This window comes from Streptomyces sp. NPDC087300, from assembly GCF_044744425.1.
GTDB lineage: Bacteria > Actinomycetota > Actinomycetes > Streptomycetales > Streptomycetaceae > Streptomyces.
This window is the reverse complement of sequence record NZ_JBIUYI010000004.1, coordinates 42,232-59,967: the sequence shown is the minus strand read 5'-3', so window position 1 is coordinate 59,967 and position 17,736 is coordinate 42,232. Positions and strand designations below refer to the sequence as shown.

The following is a 17,736-nucleotide window of genomic DNA, read 5'->3' as shown; positions in this document are numbered from 1 at the left end:
GCATGGAGCGTGCGCCAAAGCGGCGCCTGCCCTGTTCTCGACTGCTGGCTCAATCAGCTCCACGCCTACCCTTGCGTCGCCACACGCACGTAGATTCAGCCCCGACGCGAGCCGCCCGATGTGGATGCGGCTGGAGGGCTACACGGGGCGGGGAACCATGGTCAGAGCTTGGACGGTCCGCGGGGGCCAGTACGGAGAGCGCGAAGAGCAGGCGCTTGACGAAGGTGTGGTGATTGCCGGCTGGGAGGAGGTTGGCGATCTGAGCGGCTGCGCGTCGATCTCCGATGTGGGGGATGTTCTGGCACGGGCCTATCCGGATGAACTGCCCGGCAGAGTGGACAACTGGAAGCATCAGCTGTGGCGCTTCATCACGATGGAGACCGGAGATCTGGTCGTGATGCCCCGCAAGTTCCTGGGAGTCGTCGCCATCGGGCGGCTGACCGGCGGGTACGAGTACCGGAGCGAGGCCGCCCCCGGCTTCCGGCACACGCGCAAGGTGGAGTGGGTGCGCACCCAGGTCGAGCGCGCCGCGATCGGTGGCGACCTCCGCGACAGCATCGGCGCGTTCCTGACCGTGAGCGAGCTGCGCCGCCGCGACGCGGCACACCGTGTCGAGACCCTCGCGCAGACCGGAGTCGACCCGGGCTACAAGGGTGCCGTGGAGCCGCCTACGGACCCCGATGCGCTGGAGCAGGATGTGCGCGACGAGGGCACCCGACAGCTGACTGCCCGGGATCTGATCGGCCTGTGGGGCTGGCAGAGGCGCACCGGCGACGTGATCGACCTCGTCGACCGGGAGCTCGCGGCTCGCGGTCTGCAGGTGGCCCCGCACTTCACGGAAGTCCAGCTCGACGGCCTGATCACGGTCTCTGCGGAAGAAACCACGCTGACGGGAGAGACGACCCATGAGTCGTCGGGGACAGACCTTGGCCATACACCCACAAGAATCGCGGGCGAGGATCTGAGTCGCCACTGGCGCATCGGCAGCCTCCCCTTCGCCCGGGACGTGGTCACGGTCGGTTTCGACGAGCCGCTCAGCCGCGCCATCACACGCATGGTCCAGGGAGATTTTTCGCAGCTTCCGGTGGTGAACCGGAACAACGTGCTGCGTGGGGTCGTCACTTGGGAGAGCATCGCCCGTGCCCAGTTGGGGCACCGCGGCGCCACCATAGCCGCAGCCCTGGATCCGCATCCGCTCACCGCTCAGGAGCAGGAAGAGCTGTTCGTCCGCATCGACGACGTCCAGCGCCACGGCTTCCTCATCGTCACCGACGGTGACAATCTCGTGATCGGCATCCTCACTGCATCGGACTTGGCCGATCAGCTCAAGCTCCGGGTCGAGCCGTTCATCCTCCTCGGCGAGGCGGAGCGGAGACTGCGTCGCCTCACCGATCGGCTGCCCGTGGACGAGCTGCCCACGGGTTCGGGAGTGCGCAAGACGCGCGCCGCGGGCAAGTACCTCACCCTCGGCCAGTACCCGGAAGTCCTCAAGGACGACGCGTGTTGGGCGAGGCTGGCGTGGCCGTATGAACAGGACGATCTCGTCCGGCGCGTCACCGCCGTCAAGGACTACCGGAACGAACTGGCTCACTGGGACATGGACGCCCCAGAGACGAAAACTGAGGCCCTGACGGAGACCAAGCAGCTGCTGAGCCTGCTGAAGCTGATCGACCACGACCCACGGCCCTGATCAGGGCCGATGGCATCGCTCCGCGCTGGTCAACCAGCGCGGAGCGATGCCATCGGCCCCAGTTCTTCTCAACTTACCGAGATCAGCCCAGTACTGCTGCGATGGCGAGAGCGATCCGCTCGACCCAGTCGATCGCATCCGTGACCTCAGCGTCGGAGATCGCGCGGCGGCGCTTGAGGTCACCGTCGAGCAGGTCCGCGTCATGGGCGATGCGATTGCGGCGGTCGGTGATGGAGATGTACTGCTGCTTGAGGGACTGCGCGTTGAACGACGTACGGTCGTGATTCCAGTGGTTGAGCTGGACGGCGGCCTTGGCCCAGATGTCCTCTTCGGTGACCAGCTTCAGCGCCTCGCTGATCTTTCGAGGGTTCTGGAGAGCGGCGTTGCCCCATTTCGCCTTGACGTGCTCTGAGACGGCATCGGCGAGAGTGGTCGCACCCCGCCGCACCTCCTCGACCTTGACCAACGGCAGCTCGAATCTAGTCAGTTGGTACGGCATGCCAGGGCTGTCCTCGGCAGCCAGCTCGGCGACGCGCCGGTACAGCTCCTCGTGGAACCAGTGGTCGATGGCGCTGACAGCCTGCACCCAGGCAGCACGATAGAAATCGCCGATGTCGATGACCGGGGACTGGAACGCGGCCAGGCTTTGGCCGGCGACGACCATCTTCCGGGCGTACTCAAGGTTGGTCAGGAACGCCCGGAACTCGCGCGTCTGTGGATGTGCTGCCACCGGCATGGAACTTTTCTCCCCGTCTCGCTGGACCTCACGAAACAGAATCCGGCCAGAGCGGGGAGGAGGGCAACTCACTTGTGGATCAGTCAGTTCCAGTTGGCTGGATCTCGTCGGTGTCAGCTGGGACTTCACCACCGAGAGCTTCGGCGATGGCTGCGAACTCGCTGAGGGCCGCTTGCAGGTCCTCGACGATCTCCTGGGCGATCACCTCGGGTGGGAGGAGACTGTCGGCGTCGTCGAGAGCCGGGTCCTTCATCCAGGTGATGTCGAGGTTGACCTTGTCACGGGCGATGAGTTCGTCGTAGTCGAAGGCTTTGAACCGCTGGCTCTCGACGCGTTCGCTGCGCGGCTTGTCCGGCAGGTACGCCTCGACGAACTCGTCCAAGTCGGCCCGCCGCAACGGGTGCTGCTTCAGAGTGAAGTGCTTGCCGGTGCGGAAGTCATACACCCAAAGCTTGGAGGTGTTAGCCCCTTCGCTGCGAGGCGGCCGCTTCTCGAAGAACAGGACATTGGCCTTGACGCCGCCCGCGTAGAAAATGCCGGTGGGCAGTCGAAGGATGGTGTGCAGGTCGAAGTCTTCGAGCAGCCGCCTTCGTACCTTCTCGCCAGCCCCGCCTTCGAAGAGGACGTTGTCGGGCAGGACGACGGCGGCACGTCCGTTCATCTCCATCAGCGACATGATGTGCTGGAGGAAGTTGAGCTGCTTGTTGGTGGTGGTGGCGCGGAAGTCGTCACGCTCGTAGGAGATGTCCTCCTTCTCGGCCTTGCCGTCCGTGCCGATGACGGTGATCGCCGACTTCTTACCGAAGGGCGGGTTGGCGAGGACGAGGGAGGCGTGTCGAGCGGGCTGCTCGGCGAGCGCATCACCTTCGGTGATGAGCGACGGCCCATCGGCGTCACCGATACCGTGGAGCAGCATGTTCATGGCTGCGAGCCGCGCAGTACCGGTCACCAGCTCGTTGCCCCAGATCTTCCCGCTGCCGAGGGCGAGCCGCTGCTCGCGCGAGAGGTTCTGCATGTGGTGCTTGCGGATGTAGCTGTGTGCGGCGATGAGGAAGCCGCCGGTGCCGCAGGCGGGGTCAGTGATGGTGTCCTCGGGGCGGGGCTGCATCACGTCGACCATCGCGTCGATGAGCGCGCGGGGCGTGAAGTACTGCCCGGCCCCAGTCTTGGTGTCCTCGGCCCCTCTGGCGAGCAGCCCCTCGTAGGCGTCGCCCTTGAGGTCGGCCCCCTGAATCGTCCAGTCTTCCTTGCCGATCAGGTCGACGACCAGCTTTTCGAGGAGGGCGGGTTCGGTGATCCGGTTCTGGGACTTGGCGAAGATCGTGCCAAGGGTGGTGCCCGGGTTCTTGGCAAGGGCAGCGAGGATCTCGCGGTAGTGGACTTCGAGTTCGATGCCCTTGAGTCGGGCGAGCGACTTCCAGTCGTACGCGGCGGGTACGACGGTCTTGGCCTCCTCCTCGGTAAAAGGGTCAGAGGCGATCTCGTCGGCCATCTTAAGGAAGAGCAGGTAGGAGAGCTGCTCGACGTACTCGATGGTCGACAGGCCGTTGTCCCGCAGGACGTTGCAGTAGTTCCAGAGCTTGGCGACCAGAGTGCTGGTCTGGGCGTTTGCCTGAGCGGTGGTGGCGGGGGTCACAGGGGGAGCTCCTGCTGAACGACGATGGCGGAGGCAGGGGTTGAGGGGGGCGGGGGCGGCGGGCCGTCTGCGGCGGCTGTCGCCTTACGGGGGCGACGGGGGGTGCGTTTGGCGCTCTTGCTGCTGCTCCGCGCCTCGCACTCGGCGCGGATGCGGTCGAGGAGCGCGGAGGCGGCTTCGTCCGTGGGGTCTTGGGGAACGAGGGCACCGGCGAACGCGCGATTAAGGAGTGCTTGGCGCAGGTGCTTTGCTCGAATCTGAGCAAGGTTGAGGCTGGATTCTAGAGAATTTACCCGCTGAACCTCGGTATCCAAAACCTCTGCAATCAGCCCTTGAGACACAATCGGAGGAATTGGGATACGAACGGCTGAAAGCTCACGCTGCGAGATATTCCTCATCGAATCCTTCGTCCCCGTTGCCTTGGCCGAGATTTGATGACGCACATACGGAGAGGAAAGAATTTGAATTAGCCACCCTCTATCAACCCCTACCCCAGGCACCAAGCGCAAGCTCTTGTCACTCAACAGCAGCCGAGGTCGACATCTTCCAACGAGAACCGGAGCGCCAACATAAGAGGGAGTATTCGCTCGGCTTACGAGAATATCGCCGGGCTTGATTTCATGTCGCGAATCAAATTCCCTACCAACTGGCACTGCCTTCTGCTCATCGGCTCGAAATTCACCCCAAGTCATGGCACTGACCTTGATCACGCCCCATTCCCGTTCAGTGGCAGGACGGGGTTCACAGCGGAAGGACTTTCCGGCCTCAATACGCTCAAGCACATCACTCAATTGCCCCCATGCCCAGCCATCAGGTAGCTCCACCTCGGGCCGGTGAGCGTGCGCCACAACATTGCGCACCCCTCCTCGAAGCGCTGCAAGCCGAGAAACGCTCTGCTGCAGATCGACGCGAGCCGCGTCGAGGCGGGAGAGGTGGCCTTCGAGGGCCTCGACGATGCGGTGCTGCTCCGCGAGCGGCGGAAGGGGCAAGGGGATTTGTTGCACACTGCGGGATGACAGATGCTTCACCGTCACCGAAGATGTGGATGACCAGATGGCATCGAGATACCCCTGTAGTACGTAGACAAGGAACCGTCGATCATAAAGAGACTCATCTCGAATGGAGATCTTACAGACTCGCTGATTCAGGAGGGCCGAGGGTCCGCGCCAGGTCGCAACTCTAAAATCGCCGTCCATCCCTACAATGACATCGCCCCGATCGATCAGATATTGATCTTCGTAAGGTCCGGCATAGTACGTTCCCGTTGACTCACGCCCGACATCGCGAATACGAATAATCGGGATACCTTCGCCGTCACGATTGAAGTAGTGCGACTTGAAGGCAAACCCATTCAGCACGGAGGCAATGCTGCCGAGATCAACCCGCTCCCATGTGGCATGACGGCCGAGCAGTCCGGGCTCTCCCGCACGTTCCGCATCAGCTACGAGTTCCACAGGGTCGACTGTCAAAGCCATCGCAGAGCCTTTCGGGCATGATCGAAGTTACTCAAGCCAACTCCCGGTTCAACTCGCCCAACAAAGCCCGAACATCCCGCCCCGGAAACGCGTGCTGGAACCCACGCCCCCCGCCGCGCCCCTTGAACGGCTCGGCGTTGAATTCCTGCGTGCCGATCCCGACATCGCTCGCGACCACATCTCGTATGGCCCGCAGCCACCACAGCTGCTCGCCCGAGAAATCCGCCCCGGCCTGCCGCTGCTTCAGCAGCCACGCCTCGAAGCGCTCCTCCACCGTATCCCGATACGGACGAAGCTCCTCATCCACGCCCAACTCATACCGGATGAGCGAGATCAGATCCGGGACGCCCGCCTCGCGTCCCGGCCGGTGTGCCGCAGCGCCCAGGTCCTCGTAGTACGTCCACAGCACATGCGGCGTCCAAGCGAACTGCGGGCGGTGGATCTCCGTGGCCAGCTCCCGCAGCGCTGCGTACGCCTCCGAGGGCGACATCGTCCGAGGGCTACTCAACGCCAGCGACACCGCCGCGATGCGGTCTCGCTCTTCCTTCAGCAAGCGACTCCAGCGGCCGATCTCCTCCCGCGCCCGTGCCTCCCGGGGGATCTCCTCCAGGTTGACGTTCACGGCAGTCGTCTCGTCGAAGACGTAGTCCTTGTCCCGCCGGATCTCGATGATCTGCCGTCGCAGCTCGGGGCTGGCCGTCAGTGGCGCGATCGCGTCCTCGACCAGCTGACGCGCCGCTCGCGCCCCCTGCTCATCACGCACCCGCTCCTGCCGGTCCGGGTCAACGGCCGCGACGATCGCGCCCGCGATCTGTGACAGTGTCCGGCCACCCGCCGCCCGCTCCAGTTGCTCGCGCTCGTCGTCCGTCAGCTGCTGGTTGAGGCGCGCCAAGCGCCCTGCCAGGGTCTCAGCTTCGCTCGCGCTGATCGACTTCGTGCCTGCCTTGTCCAGCAGCTTCGCCAGCGACACCTGCCGCTCGCTCGCCGGCACGAGCGGCCGCGCATCGACCAGCGGCGAGTCCGTCACACCCACCGCGTCCACCAGCACGAACCGGTCCTTACGCACCGACGCATCTGAGTCCGGGGTGATCTCCTGGAGCTCGGTCGCGTCGATCGTCCGGGCCCCACGCCCCTTCATCTGCTCGAAGAGCACAGCGCTGCGCACCTCGCGCAGGAAAATCACGCACTCCAGGGCCTTCACGTCCGTACCCGTCGCGATCATGTCAACGGTGACCGCGATCCGCAGCCTTGGTGACGTCCGCAACGCGCGGATCAGCTCGTCGGGGTCCTCCCCGGCCTGCCGACTCTTGTACGTGATCTTCTTCGCGAAGTCATCGCCGCGGCCGAAGATCTCCTTCGTCTGCGCCAGGACATCCTCTGAGTGGTCCTCTCCAACCGCGAAGATCAGGGTCTTGGGAACTTCGCTCCGTCCCGGGAACCAGCTCCGCCAGTTGTCCCGGTAAGCGGTCAGCACGGCCCGGATCTCGTCGACCGTCACCACGGACCGGCCTATCTGCCCGGTCGTGTAAGTGAAGTCGTCGTCCAGCTCCTGGTAACGCTGCCGCCGCGTCTTGCGGTCCCGAACCCTGATCGTCGTACCCGACTCGATGGTGGCGACGCCGTTCTCGCGCAGGTCGGAGCGGATGCGTACGACGTCGAAGTCGACGTTCACGCCGTCTGCAACCGCCTGCGGATACGTGTACTCGGAGACCAGGTTGCGGTGGAAAAAGCCCAGCGTCTGGGGCTTCGGGGTGGCGGTGAGGCCGACGAGGTGAGCGTCGAAGTACTCCAGCACTCCCCGCCATAGGCCGTAGATAGAGCGGTGGCACTCGTCGACGATGATCAGGTCGAACGACTCGATCGGTACATCCGGGCTGTACGACACCTCGATGGGCGCGGTGGTCTCGTAGGTGTCCTCGTACGCCGCGCTGTCCGCCGCCGCGTCCGCCTGCTCGTCGTCCGTCAGTGTCTCGCCCCGTAGCAGCGAGTACATCTTCTGGATCGTGCAGATCACGACGGACGAGGTGTCCTGAAGGCCGGAGGCGCCGAGCCGATCTACGTTGTAGATATCAGAGAGCTTGCGGCCATCGTCGGGCGTAGTGAACTTCCGGAACTCGTCGAGCGCTTGCTTGCCCAGGTTGTTGCGGTCGACGAGGAACAGGATCCGGCGGGCCTTGGCGTGCTTGAGCAGGCGGTACGTCTGTGCCACAGCCGTGAACGTCTTGCCCGCACCGGTCGCCATCTGGATCAGCGCTCGCGCGCGGTCCGCGCCCAAGGACTCCTCCAGGCCGGAGATCGCGTCGATCTGGGCAAGACGCAGCCCGTTCGGCTCCAGCACAGGCAGCTGTCGCAAGGCTGCCCGGAAGGTCGGGCAGCTAGGGGACTCGTCCGCCCGCCGCATCCAGGCTGCGATCGTCTCCGGACGGTGGAAGGAGAAGACCTCGCGGGAGCGGGCATCCGGGTCGAGCCGGTTGACGAAGTATGTCTCCGCGCCAGTGGTCGCGTAGCGGAAAGCGAAGGGCTCGGCTTCGCGCCACACCGCGAGCCGGTGCTCCTTGAGCACGCCGGTCGCATACCGGTCGTTCTGCTCGACGGCACTGGAAAGATGGTCGCCCTCGCGCTTCGCCTCGATGACGCCGACGATGCGCCCGTCGACGTACAGCATATAGTCGGCGCGGCCCGTGGCCAGCGTGAACTCGCGAACGGCCACGCCCTGTCCGGCCTGCGGGTTGAGCTGGTCCCGGTCCTGGACCTGCCAGCCGGAGGCTCGAAGCATCGCGTCGATGGTGTCGCGGGCCTGTACCTCGTTGAGCGGGGCCGGCCGTTGGGCACGGTGGATGATGGCATCGCGACTGCCCGCGTCCACCTGGCGCGGCTGCTTACGAGTGGCGTCGTATTTCGACTGCTGGGCGCTGCGCAGCCCCTCAATCTCGGTGCTCAACTTCTCCACACGGGCGAGCAGTTCGCGCCTGTTGGTATCGGCGCTGGCGATCAGGCGCTCAGCCTCGGCGCGCGCCTTGCGCTCAGCCTCCAGAGCATCGCTGGACTCGGCGAGCCGGGTTCGGGCCTGAGTAAGCGCCTGGCGGTGGCCGTCCAGGGCCTCCCGCAGCTCGGCCAGCTCGGCCGGGTCTGTGACCTCGGCGGTCGCACCGGGATCCGTGGGCGGCACGAACTCCGCCACGGTCCGGCGTCCGTCGATGGCGTCATGGAACCACAGCCCGAGCTTGTAGCAGACGCGGACGGCGGCAAGAGCCCGCGAGGTGTCGAAAAGATGACTGTGAGCTGCCCTGTTCCGGTCTCGGCGCAACCTGTCGAAGTCGTCACGAATCTCGGGGACGAGGACTCCGGCGCGCGTGAGCGCGGTCAGCCGGTCAATCTGGCGGTCGCCCTCAATACGCATCCCGATCCGGGCGACTAGTTCCTCGGCGAGAACCTCTCCGAACTGGCCCGCTTGCACCAAGGACGAATTGGGGTTGCTGAAGACTGTCGCCTCGGCCGACGCTCCGTACAGAGCCAACAGAGGCTGGTGCTGATACAGCACCGCGAAGTTCGGTGAGCCCTTCGCGAAATCGCGAAGCCGGTCGTCCATCCTGCTCTTCTCCCCCGAGGTGCGGTTGCCGTACGAATGGCCCCTCAGCCTACGCGGGCAGCTGCGGCACGTGTGAGCTTGGATATCTGCGGCCAGGCACACGCAGCGAGTGATGTAGCGCAAAATCTACGGTGCCTCACCCAAACTTCACGCCCCGGATGGAGCAGGTACATGAGTGCCCGCCGGTCGCGATCGGAAGGCTCAACCGGTCCGGAGACGGGTTCTCCCACTTCAGCACTTGACTAGATGACACAATTATAGTGTCATTGACTCGTGATGTACGCGACCCCACGCTTGACCTCCGATGACCGACGGGCCCTCGACGAGATCGAGAGCATGCGCCGATCCATGCGCCACATGCTCCGCGCCACCCCACGCTGGACCCACCAGCTGCGCCGCAACCTCACCGCCCGCGCGATCGCCGGATCGAACACCATCGAGGGATACGCCGCGACGGTCGACGACGTGGAAGCGCTCATGTCCGGCGAGGAGCCCCTGGAGACCGGGGAGAGGACCCGCGCCGAGCTGGAGGGCTACCAGCGCGGCATGACCTACATCCAGGCCCTCGCCGACGCCGGTGACGACTTCCAGTACGACGCCGGCCTGCTCAACGGCCTGCACTTCATGCTCCAGGGCCACCACCTTGACAAGCGCCCAGGCCGCTGGCGCGACGGCCCCGTCTACGTCACCAGCCCCGACGACCCCCTGGTCCCCGCCTACACCGCACCCGACCAGGCGGACGTTCCCGCTCTGATGTCGGAGTTCATCGACTGGCTCAACGAGGGCGACCTCGACGCCCCGGTCCACGTCCGCGCTTCCATGGCGCACCTCAATCTCGTCAAGATCCACCCGTGGAAGGACGGAAACGGGCGCATGTCCCGCGCCCTGTCCACCCTCGTGTTCTCCCGCGAGGCCCTGATGCCGCCCGAGTTCTCCTCCATCGAGGAATGGCTCGGCCGGGGGCAGAACACGTACGCCTACTACCAGGTCTTGGAAGACGTAGGCGGCCCGCACTGGAGTCCGGAGCGGGACACTCGCCCCTGGATCCGGTTCTGCCTGACCGCGCACCACCGCCAGGCCCAGCAGGCCCAGCGGCGCTTCGATGTCATGTCCCGGGCCTGGACCCGCCTGGTCGAAGGCGTCGAAGCAGCCGGCCTGGACGAGCGGGTCGTCTACGCCCTGCTCCCCGCCTTCTCGGACGCGAAGGTCCGCCGCACCGTGTACCAGCAGGACGCGGACCTCAGCGATCAGCAAGCCATTCGCGACATCCGTGAGCTCGTGGCCCGTGGCTGGCTCGTTCCTCACGGCAAGGCCCGGGCCCGCTACTACGCCCCCGGCCCCCTCATGGATCCGGTCCGGGAAGAGATCCGTCAGTCCATGGAGCCGTACGCGGATCCCTACCGACGTACTCAATGACCTGGCACGCTCCTGCCGCCACTGAGTCGCGCTACGCTGCCGCGGCTTCAAGCCCCGAAAGGTCTTGTGCTGCCTCGATGCGGGCCTCCAACTCCTTGGTCTGGCCGACGATGCAGCGGGCGTAGGTGGCGTAGAGCATGGCCACGCTGGTACCGGCCCACTCGGCGACCTGCGCCGGAGGGACGCCGTTGTTCAGCCAGGTGGTCAGGCAGGTGTGGCGCAGGTCGTAGACGCGTTTTCCGGTCAGGGAGTCGCACTCCGCCTCAGGGAGAATCGCTCTGCGGGCCTTGGCCCAGACCCTGCGATAGACCGAGCCTGCGAGCAGTCCGCCTCGTTCCCCTTGGAACAGGATGTCGTCGCTGAAAAGGTCGTATTCCTCGATCAGGTCACGCAGGATCGCGACAAGTACAGGGTGGGCCGGTACGACGCGGGTATCCCCCTCGCCGCGGCCCTTGAGGCTCCGCTCGTCATGGACCTGCCCGGTGTCCGTCCAGTGCCGCCCCGCTTCGGGTCGCGAGGCGTGCACGAGCAACTCACCCCAGCCACGTTCAGGAAGAACGGCATCACGAACGAGCAGGGCGACGGCTTCCTCGGGGCGCAGCCCGGCGTAGTAGAGGCTGGCGAAGTAGGCGCGGTAGCAGCGGCCCATGCGCGGCCGGTGGCCGATCCAGGTCAGGAGACCTGCGGCCATGCCGGGACTCAGCAGGCGACGCCGGTCCACTGCCATGCGTTCTTGGGGAACGCTTCCGCGTCCCTTGGGCAAAGGGTTACGCGGGAGGATCTTCCGCTGGACCGCATACTCCATCGCCACGTTCAAGATGCGGCGATGTCGTCGGACCGACGAGGCCGCAGCAGCTGATCCGTCCAGCAACGTGCCGAGCGCCACGAGTACGTCGACTACCGCCGCAGGGTCGGCCCAGACATCCATGGTGGGGCTACGGCGTTCTACCCACTTGAGAACCGCCATGGCCTCGGTCGGCGCCTTGCCCCGGCGGTTGGTGTTGAATGCCCACTCTCGCAGCGCGGTACGGAGGTGTCGCGCGCTGACGCCAGGAGGGGATCCGCCCAGCAGCGCAGTCGTCGTGATCATGAGTGTCCGGGCGGTGTTCTTGCGGTGGTTCGCGGAAACCCTGGGCCACTGAGCGTCGACAAACTGGACGGCAAAGTCGTACCAGCATGTCGACGAGGCTGTCGGCGAGTCTTGATCCGGCAGACCTGTCGCCATGCTGAACGGAACCCCATGGTGCGTCGCGGTCACCAACTCCGCGCGGAACCCGTCAGCCAAGGCAAACGTCTGAAACGTTCTACGGTACTTCCGTCCCTCGACAGCCCAGCGCACTCCGTACGAAGTGCCGCGGCGCCCTTCGCGGACCTCTATCTGCCAGATCCTGACGTCGTAAGTGGCTTCCATCCCATGCCACACCTCGATCGAGCACCCCGGCTACAGAGCCACACATTGCGGGAGGCACACGGGGCTTTCTTCTGCCTCTCAATATCTATGATCCCACTCACCCTCATAAACCCCAGAGGCATCGCAACCCCGCTTGCAACGCACTCTGTGACATGGGGCTTGTCGTACCCAGACGTGGTTCCGCTTGTGCCGCTCCACGGGACGTCACGCACAGCCCAGCCCACATACGTCCCACAAAACACCCGATTACCCATCAGTAGTGCGAGTAAGGCCAGGTCAGAGCCCACAAGAGACCGAGAGGCCAAGCCTCTTCTAAGCGCTTGGCCGCAGGTTCGAGTCCTGCCGGGGGCGCATATAGCCTCTCACCTGCAGAAACGCGTGAGAGGCTCTTTCATGTCCGGAGGCACATCGCTCCATGAGCAAGCGCCTTCGCCTGTTCGCGATCGCGGGCACAGACAAACCCCACGCCATGGCGACAGCACCCCCTCGGCGAATCGACAGCAGAAACACGATGTAGCACCGGGTAGCACACCTTCGCTATCGTGGACAGCATGACTGCGCAGCCGGAGATCACTCAGCGCGATCTGCGCACCCGCTCCAAAGAGATCATGGATGCCGTCCAGGGAGGACAGGCGTTCACCGTCACCCGCGACGGGCACCGTCTCGGCGAGCTGATCCCGCTCCGCCGCCGTCGCCGGTTCGTTCCCCGTGCCGAGTTCGCGGCCATGTCACGCAGCGCCCCTGACATTTCCGCGGACGCCTTCCGTGACGACCAGGACGCCGTCGTCGAGCGGGAGCTGGACGACCCGTATGCCCGTTGAGCACGAGCAGGGACTGCTCGATACCAACATCATGATCCTGCGCAAGTGGATCGACCCCGACGAGTTGCCCGCCGAGATGGCCATCAGCGCCATCACCCTCGCGGAACTCTCCGCAGGCCCCCATCAGGTACGCGGCAGCGACGAGCAGAGCGAGTACGACGAACACGCCGAGCGGGCCCGCCGCATGGACGTCCTGCAGCGCGCCGAGAACGAATTCGACCCGATCCCCTTCGACGTGGAGGCGGCCCGCATCTACGGCAGAATCTGCGCCGCCGTCGTCTCCGCAGGCCGCAAGCCCCGTCGCCGTGTGGGCGACCTGATGATCGCCGCCACCGCTGCCGCCGAGGAGCTCCCCCTCTTCACCACCAACCCCGACGACTTCAAGGGCCTCGACGACTTGATCACCATCGTGCCCGTAACCAGGCCCGAGATCCCGCACGACCGGTAGCACCGCACATGCGTAGCCGCTCGACCCATGATGAGCCGCCCAATTCCCGGCGCGTAGCGAGCCGGGCGTAGCGGACGCGTAAGCGCTGGACCGGGACATCCCGGCGCCGTGTTCGGCACCACGGATGCGCGGGCGGCTCACTTGCGGCTCAGCAGTCAGTTACTTCTTCTGGACGGGCGGGCACGTGCCCGTGTCCTCGCCGATGGAGTTGATCTCGGCGTTGGAACGGGTGTCGTCGGCGTAGTTGATCTGGTCCGTGCACTTCTTGTCGGGGTCCTTCGGCGTTCCCGAGGGCTTGTCGGACTTCTTGACCGGCGGGCACTTGCCCGTCTCCTCGCCGATCGAGTTGATCTCGGCGTTGGACCGCGAGTCACCCGCGTAGTCGATCTGGTCCGTGCACTTCTTGTCGGACTTGGCCGCCGATGAACTGCTCGCGGAAGAGGAGGCGGAAGAGGAGCCGTTTCCGCCGTCGTCGTTGTTGCATGCCGTCAGTGCCAGGCCGAGGGCCACCGCGGTCATGGTCAGTACCGAGATCTTCCGAGTGCGCATGCTGGTCCCTGTTCCTCTGCGTGGGGCTGCCGCTCGTGGGGAGCGGGCTGGTGAGTGAACCGGGCGACTGATCGCCCGTGTGGCTTTCCGTCCTTTCAGAGAGTCAGATTGGTTGCCCACGTTGCATCTTGATCGGCCTCAAGACGCGTTCGTGACACGCCGGTGGCCGCGTCGTGAAGTGACCCACAACGCGGTCCAGTGAGCCGCGAGGTCTTACGGACCGGTGACGTGCGGGGCGTGGCGCTGGGGCGCAGGCGTGGCGGCACCTAGCGTGCGGAGCATGCGTGTACTGGTCACCGGCGGAGCCGGGTTCATCGGGTCCCATGTCGTCGAGGCGCTCGCCGCGCGCGGGCACGACCCCGTGGTGTTCGACCTCCAAGAGGAGGGCCGAGAACGTCCCGGGCGCGACGTCCGGGACGGCGACGCGGTCTCCCGCGCGCTCTCCGGCGTGGACGCCGTCTGCCATCAGGCGGCGATGGTGGGGCTGGGGAACGGCTTCACCGACGCCGCCGAGTACGTGTCCCGCAACGACCTCGGCACCGCCGTCCTGCTCGGCGCGATGGCCGATGCCGGTGTGCGGCGGCTCGTGCTCGCCGGGTCGATGGTCGTCTACGGAGAGGGGCGTTACGCCTGCGAGCGGCACGGTGTGGTGCGGCCGGGGCCGCGCGCCGTCAGCGATCTGACGGCCGGTCGCTTCGAGCCCACCTGCCCCTCCTGCGGCGCGCCCCTGCGGCCCGGCCTCGTCGGCGAGGACGCCCCCGTGGACCCGCGGAACGTGTACGCCACGACCAAACTCGCCCAGGAGCACCTCGCGGCCGCCTGGGCCAGGTCGACGGGCGGTACGGCGGTGTCGCTGCGCTACCACAACGTGTACGGGCCCCGGATGCCCCGCGACACCCCGTACGCGGGCGTCGCCTCCTTCTTCCGCTCCGCGCTGGCCCGCGGCGAGGCCCCACGCGTGTTCGAAGACGGGGCACAGCGCAGGGACTTCGTCCACGTACGGGATGTGGCCGCCGCCAACGTCGCGGCGCTGGAGGCGGGTTACGGGGAGGAGGGGGCCGGGAGGCTCGGAGGGCTCGGGGAGGGCTCACTCGCCGTGTACAACACCGGCAGCGGCGATCCGCACACCGTCGGCGAGATGGCACGGACCCTCGCCGACGCGTACGGCGGGCCCGATCCCGTCGTCACCGGCGAGTACCGGCTCGGCGACGTACGCCACATCACGGCGGACTCGTCCCGGCTGCGGGCCGAGTTGGGGTGGCACGCCGAAGTCGGCTTCGAGGAGGGGATGAAGGAGTTCGCGGGGGCGCCGCTGCGTGAGGGGTGAGGGGGCGGCGGGCGCGCGAGGTGTGCGGGGGGCTCGTGGGGCGTGCGGGGCGGGGGCGTGAGGCGTGCGTGCGATGTGAGGGCTTGTGGGAGCGGGGCAGTTGCCGTGTCGGCCTCCCCCGACTCCCCCGCCACCCCGACTCCCCAGCCACCCCGACTCCCCCGCCACCCCGACTCCCCAGCCACCCCGACTCCCCTGCCACCCCGCTTGCCCCACCGCCCCATCTCCCCTGCCGCCGCGCTACCCCTCCACCGCCGGCAACGTCACCTCGAAACGGCAGCCTCCGGGGATGTTGCGTACGGCCGCCCGGCCCTTGTGCGCCTCGACGATGCCACGGACGATCGCCAGGCCGAGGCCCGCGCCCGCCGGGGGTGTACGCGCGTGTGTGCCGCGCCAGCCCGTGTCGAAGACGCGCGGGAGGTCCTCCTCGGGGATGCCTCCGCAGCCGTCCGTGACGGACAGGACCACGCCTTCGGGCGAACGTTCGGCCGTCACCGCGACCGTGCCGTCGGCCGGGGTCCTGCGGATCGCGTTGACCAGCAGGTTGCCGAGGACCCTGCTCATCTCCTTGCCGTCGACCTCCACCGGCACAGGGTCGACCTGGTCGCCGACCAGACGTACGCCGAGTTCGCGGGCCAGCGGGTCCGCGCCTGCCAGGGCGTCGCCGACCAGGTCGTACAGGGACATCCGGGACGGGGAGAGCGCGAGGGCGCCCACGTGGATGCGGGAGAGTTCGAAGAGATCGCCCACCATGCCGTTGAGTCGTTCGACCTCGGTACGGATCTGGCGCAGGTAGCGGTCGGGGTCGGCGGCGACGCCGTCCTCCAGTGCCTCGGACATCGCGCGCAGGCCCGCGAGCGGTGTGCGCAGGTCGTGGGAGATCCAGGCGACGAGTTCGCGCCGGGAGGTCTCCAGGGCGCGCTCCCGGTCCCTGGACTCGGCGAGTCGGGCGCTGGTCGTTGCGAGTTCCCTGCTGAGGGCCTCCAGTTCGGCGGTCGCCGGTACGGCGGGGGCGGCGAAGTCACCGCCGTCGCCGAAGGAGCGTGCGGCGACGGCGAGTTCACGGCTCCGCGCGACGACCCAGCGGCCCAGCAGCAGGGCCGTCGCCAGCGAGACGACGGCGGCCATCGCGACGACCGTGGTGACCACGGTCAGGTCGTGCGAGGACAGGAACATCGCCCAGGCCACGGCCAGCGTCCCGGCGAGCATCGCGCCCACGGCCACGGACGCCACGACCGCGATCGACGTGGTGAGCGAGCGGCGCCGCAGCAGGCGCAGCGCGACGGCGCCGAGCAGCCCTGCGCCGGTCGCGCCGAGGGCGGCGAACAGGGCGATGAGGAGTATGTCGCGCACGGTCAGGCTCCGGTGGGGGCGGCGGGTGGGGTGGAGGGGGACGGAGGTGAGGGTGGGGGTGGTGTGGCGTCGGTTCGGGGGGCGGGTTGCCGGTCCGCTTGGCCGGTGCGGCTCGCCGATTCGGCGTCGGCTGCTTGGCCGGTGCGGTTCCAGGATTCGGTGCCGCCCACCGGGCCAGCGCGACCCGCCGATCCGGCCGCACCCGCCGGGCCAGTGCGGCTCCCCAACTCAGTGCCACCTGCCGACTCGACGTGGCCCACCGCGCCGGTGCCGCCCGCCTGACCAGTGCTGCCCGCCGAGCCGGTGTCCCCCTCCACCCCACCCCCCGCGTCAAATCGATACCCCACCCCCCACACCGTCTGGATCAACCGCGGGCGGGCCGGGTCCGTCTCGATCTTGCCGCGTAGGCGGCGGACGTGGACCGTGACCGTCGACAGGTCGCCGAAGTCCCAGCCCCAGACCTCTCGCATCAGGTCCTCGCGGCCGTACGCGTGACCGGGGTGGGCCAGGAAGAAGGCGAGCAGGTCGAACTCGCGCAGGGTGAGGGACAGTTCGGCACCGTCCTTGGTCGCGCGGCGGGACGCCGGGTCGGCGGTCAGGCCCGCTGCCGCCAGAGGGCGGGCCGGGGCGCCGGGGCGGGTGCGGCGCAGTACCGAGCCGACCCGCAGGACCAGCTCCCTGGGGCTGAACGGCTTGGTGACGTAGTCGTCCGCTCCCACTTCGAGGCCCAGGATGCGGTCGTCCTCGTCGCCGCGCGCGGTGAGCATGATGACCGGTACGGGGCCGCGCTCGCGCAGCCGTCGGCACACCTCCAGTCCATCGATGCCCGGCAGCATGAGGTCGAGGACGACCAGGTCGGGCCGGTGCGCGGCGGCCCGCGCGAGCGCGGCGGGGCCGTCCGCCGCGCGATCCACGACGTACCCGGCCCGCTGGAGATACCCGGCGACGACCTCGGCGACGGTCGGATCGTCGTCGACGACGAGGATCCGTTCGGCGGCGCCGGAGGTGGGGGCCGGCGGAGGCGTGACGGCGGGGCCCGGCGCGGGGGCGTGCGCGGAGGGCGCGGACGCGGTTGCGGCCGACGCGGGCGCGGCTGGCGCGGGCGCGACGGACTCATCCCCCGCGCCGGCGACCGATGCAACCGGCTGCGGGTGCGGAGTCGCCCGCTCCGCCATCGGCTCCATCGCTGAGACCGACCCGTCTCCAGCCACCACGGGCAAGCCGGACACATCCCCCGCGCCCAAGCCCCCCGCCCCCGCGGCAGCGGCAGCGGCAGCGGACACAC

General features: G+C 67.3%; 12 protein-coding genes and 1 pseudogene. 5 read left to right on the top strand and 8 right to left on the bottom strand.

The window, feature by feature from the left end; genetic code table 11:
* Positions 1-118: 118 nt before the first annotated feature.
* Positions 119-1,690 carry a CBS domain-containing protein gene (locus ACIO9J_RS16150; RefSeq protein ID WP_401998850.1) on the top strand — a complete coding sequence of 524 codons (1,572 nt, stop codon included), beginning with the start codon at positions 119-121 and terminating at the stop codon, positions 1,688-1,690.
* Positions 1,691-1,772: 82 nt separating this feature from the next.
* On the opposite strand, the gene ACIO9J_RS16145 is transcribed toward ACIO9J_RS16150, so the two are convergent.
* From ACIO9J_RS16145 to ACIO9J_RS16130, 4 genes are all read right to left on the bottom strand, one after another.
* Complete coding sequence (locus ACIO9J_RS16145) at positions 1,773-2,426, bottom strand: hypothetical protein (protein ID WP_401998847.1); 654 nt, start codon at positions 2,424-2,426, stop codon at positions 1,773-1,775.
* Positions 2,427-2,505: 79 nt separating this feature from the next.
* Positions 2,506-4,062 carry an N-6 DNA methylase gene (locus ACIO9J_RS16140; RefSeq protein WP_401998844.1) on the bottom strand — a complete coding sequence of 519 codons (1,557 nt, stop codon included), beginning with the start codon at positions 4,060-4,062 and terminating at the stop codon, positions 2,506-2,508.
* The gene (locus ACIO9J_RS16135; RefSeq protein ID WP_401998841.1) at positions 4,059-5,516 is read right to left on the bottom strand and encodes a restriction endonuclease subunit S; all 1,458 of its coding nucleotides are present in this window, start codon (positions 5,514-5,516) and stop codon (positions 4,059-4,061) included. Before ACIO9J_RS16135 ends, ACIO9J_RS16140 begins: the two co-directional genes overlap by 4 nt.
* A 52-nt stretch (positions 5,517-5,568) precedes the next feature.
* Positions 5,569-9,126 carry a DEAD/DEAH box helicase family protein gene (locus tag ACIO9J_RS16130; RefSeq protein ID WP_401998838.1) on the bottom strand — a complete coding sequence of 1,186 codons (3,558 nt, stop codon included), beginning with the start codon at positions 9,124-9,126 and terminating at the stop codon, positions 5,569-5,571.
* Between the two features lie 294 nt (positions 9,127-9,420).
* Here ACIO9J_RS16130 and ACIO9J_RS16125 point away from each other — a divergent pair, with 294 nt between their 5' ends.
* Positions 9,421-10,542, top strand: coding sequence for a Fic family protein (locus ACIO9J_RS16125; RefSeq protein ID WP_401998835.1), 1,122 nt, complete (start codon positions 9,421-9,423; stop codon positions 10,540-10,542).
* A gap of 31 nt (positions 10,543-10,573) precedes the next feature.
* Here the strand turns inward: ACIO9J_RS16125 and ACIO9J_RS16120 are convergent, their stop codons facing one another.
* Positions 10,574-11,953: a tyrosine-type recombinase/integrase gene (locus ACIO9J_RS16120; RefSeq protein WP_401998833.1), complete on the bottom strand. Its 1,380-nt coding sequence runs from the start codon at positions 11,951-11,953 to the stop codon at positions 10,574-10,576.
* Between the two features lie 551 nt (positions 11,954-12,504).
* Between ACIO9J_RS16120 and ACIO9J_RS16115 the strand changes: the two genes are divergently transcribed.
* Both ACIO9J_RS16115 and ACIO9J_RS16110 read left to right on the top strand, forming a co-directional pair.
* Positions 12,505-12,774: a prevent-host-death protein gene (locus ACIO9J_RS16115; protein ID WP_401998830.1), complete on the top strand. Its 270-nt coding sequence runs from the start codon at positions 12,505-12,507 to the stop codon at positions 12,772-12,774.
* Entirely contained in the window at positions 12,764-13,222 is a 459-nt protein-coding gene (locus ACIO9J_RS16110; RefSeq protein WP_401998827.1) for a type II toxin-antitoxin system VapC family toxin, read from the top strand. The genes ACIO9J_RS16115 and ACIO9J_RS16110 overlap by 11 nt, the downstream gene beginning before the upstream one ends.
* Positions 13,223-13,381: 159 nt before the next feature.
* Here the strand turns inward: ACIO9J_RS16110 and ACIO9J_RS16105 are convergent, their stop codons facing one another.
* On the bottom strand, positions 13,382-13,771 hold the full coding sequence (locus ACIO9J_RS16105) for a hypothetical protein (protein WP_401998824.1): 390 nt from the start codon (positions 13,769-13,771) through the stop codon (positions 13,382-13,384).
* Positions 13,772-14,051: 280 nt separating this feature from the next.
* Here ACIO9J_RS16105 and ACIO9J_RS16100 point away from each other — a divergent pair, with 280 nt between their 5' ends.
* The gene (locus ACIO9J_RS16100) at positions 14,052-15,098 is read left to right on the top strand and encodes an NAD-dependent epimerase/dehydratase family protein (RefSeq protein ID WP_401998821.1); all 1,047 of its coding nucleotides are present in this window, start codon (positions 14,052-14,054) and stop codon (positions 15,096-15,098) included.
* Between the two features lie 240 nt (positions 15,099-15,338).
* On the opposite strand, the gene ACIO9J_RS16095 is transcribed toward ACIO9J_RS16100, so the two are convergent.
* Both ACIO9J_RS16095 and ACIO9J_RS16090 read right to left on the bottom strand, forming a co-directional pair.
* Positions 15,339-16,451 (bottom strand): sensor histidine kinase, encoded by a 1,113-nt coding sequence (locus ACIO9J_RS16095; RefSeq protein ID WP_401998818.1) that lies wholly within the window; start codon positions 16,449-16,451, stop codon positions 15,339-15,341.
* Between the two features lie 320 nt (positions 16,452-16,771).
* A pseudogene (locus ACIO9J_RS16090) lies at positions 16,772-17,437 on the bottom strand (response regulator transcription factor); the annotation flags it as partial.
* Positions 17,438-17,736: the final 299 nt, after the last annotated feature.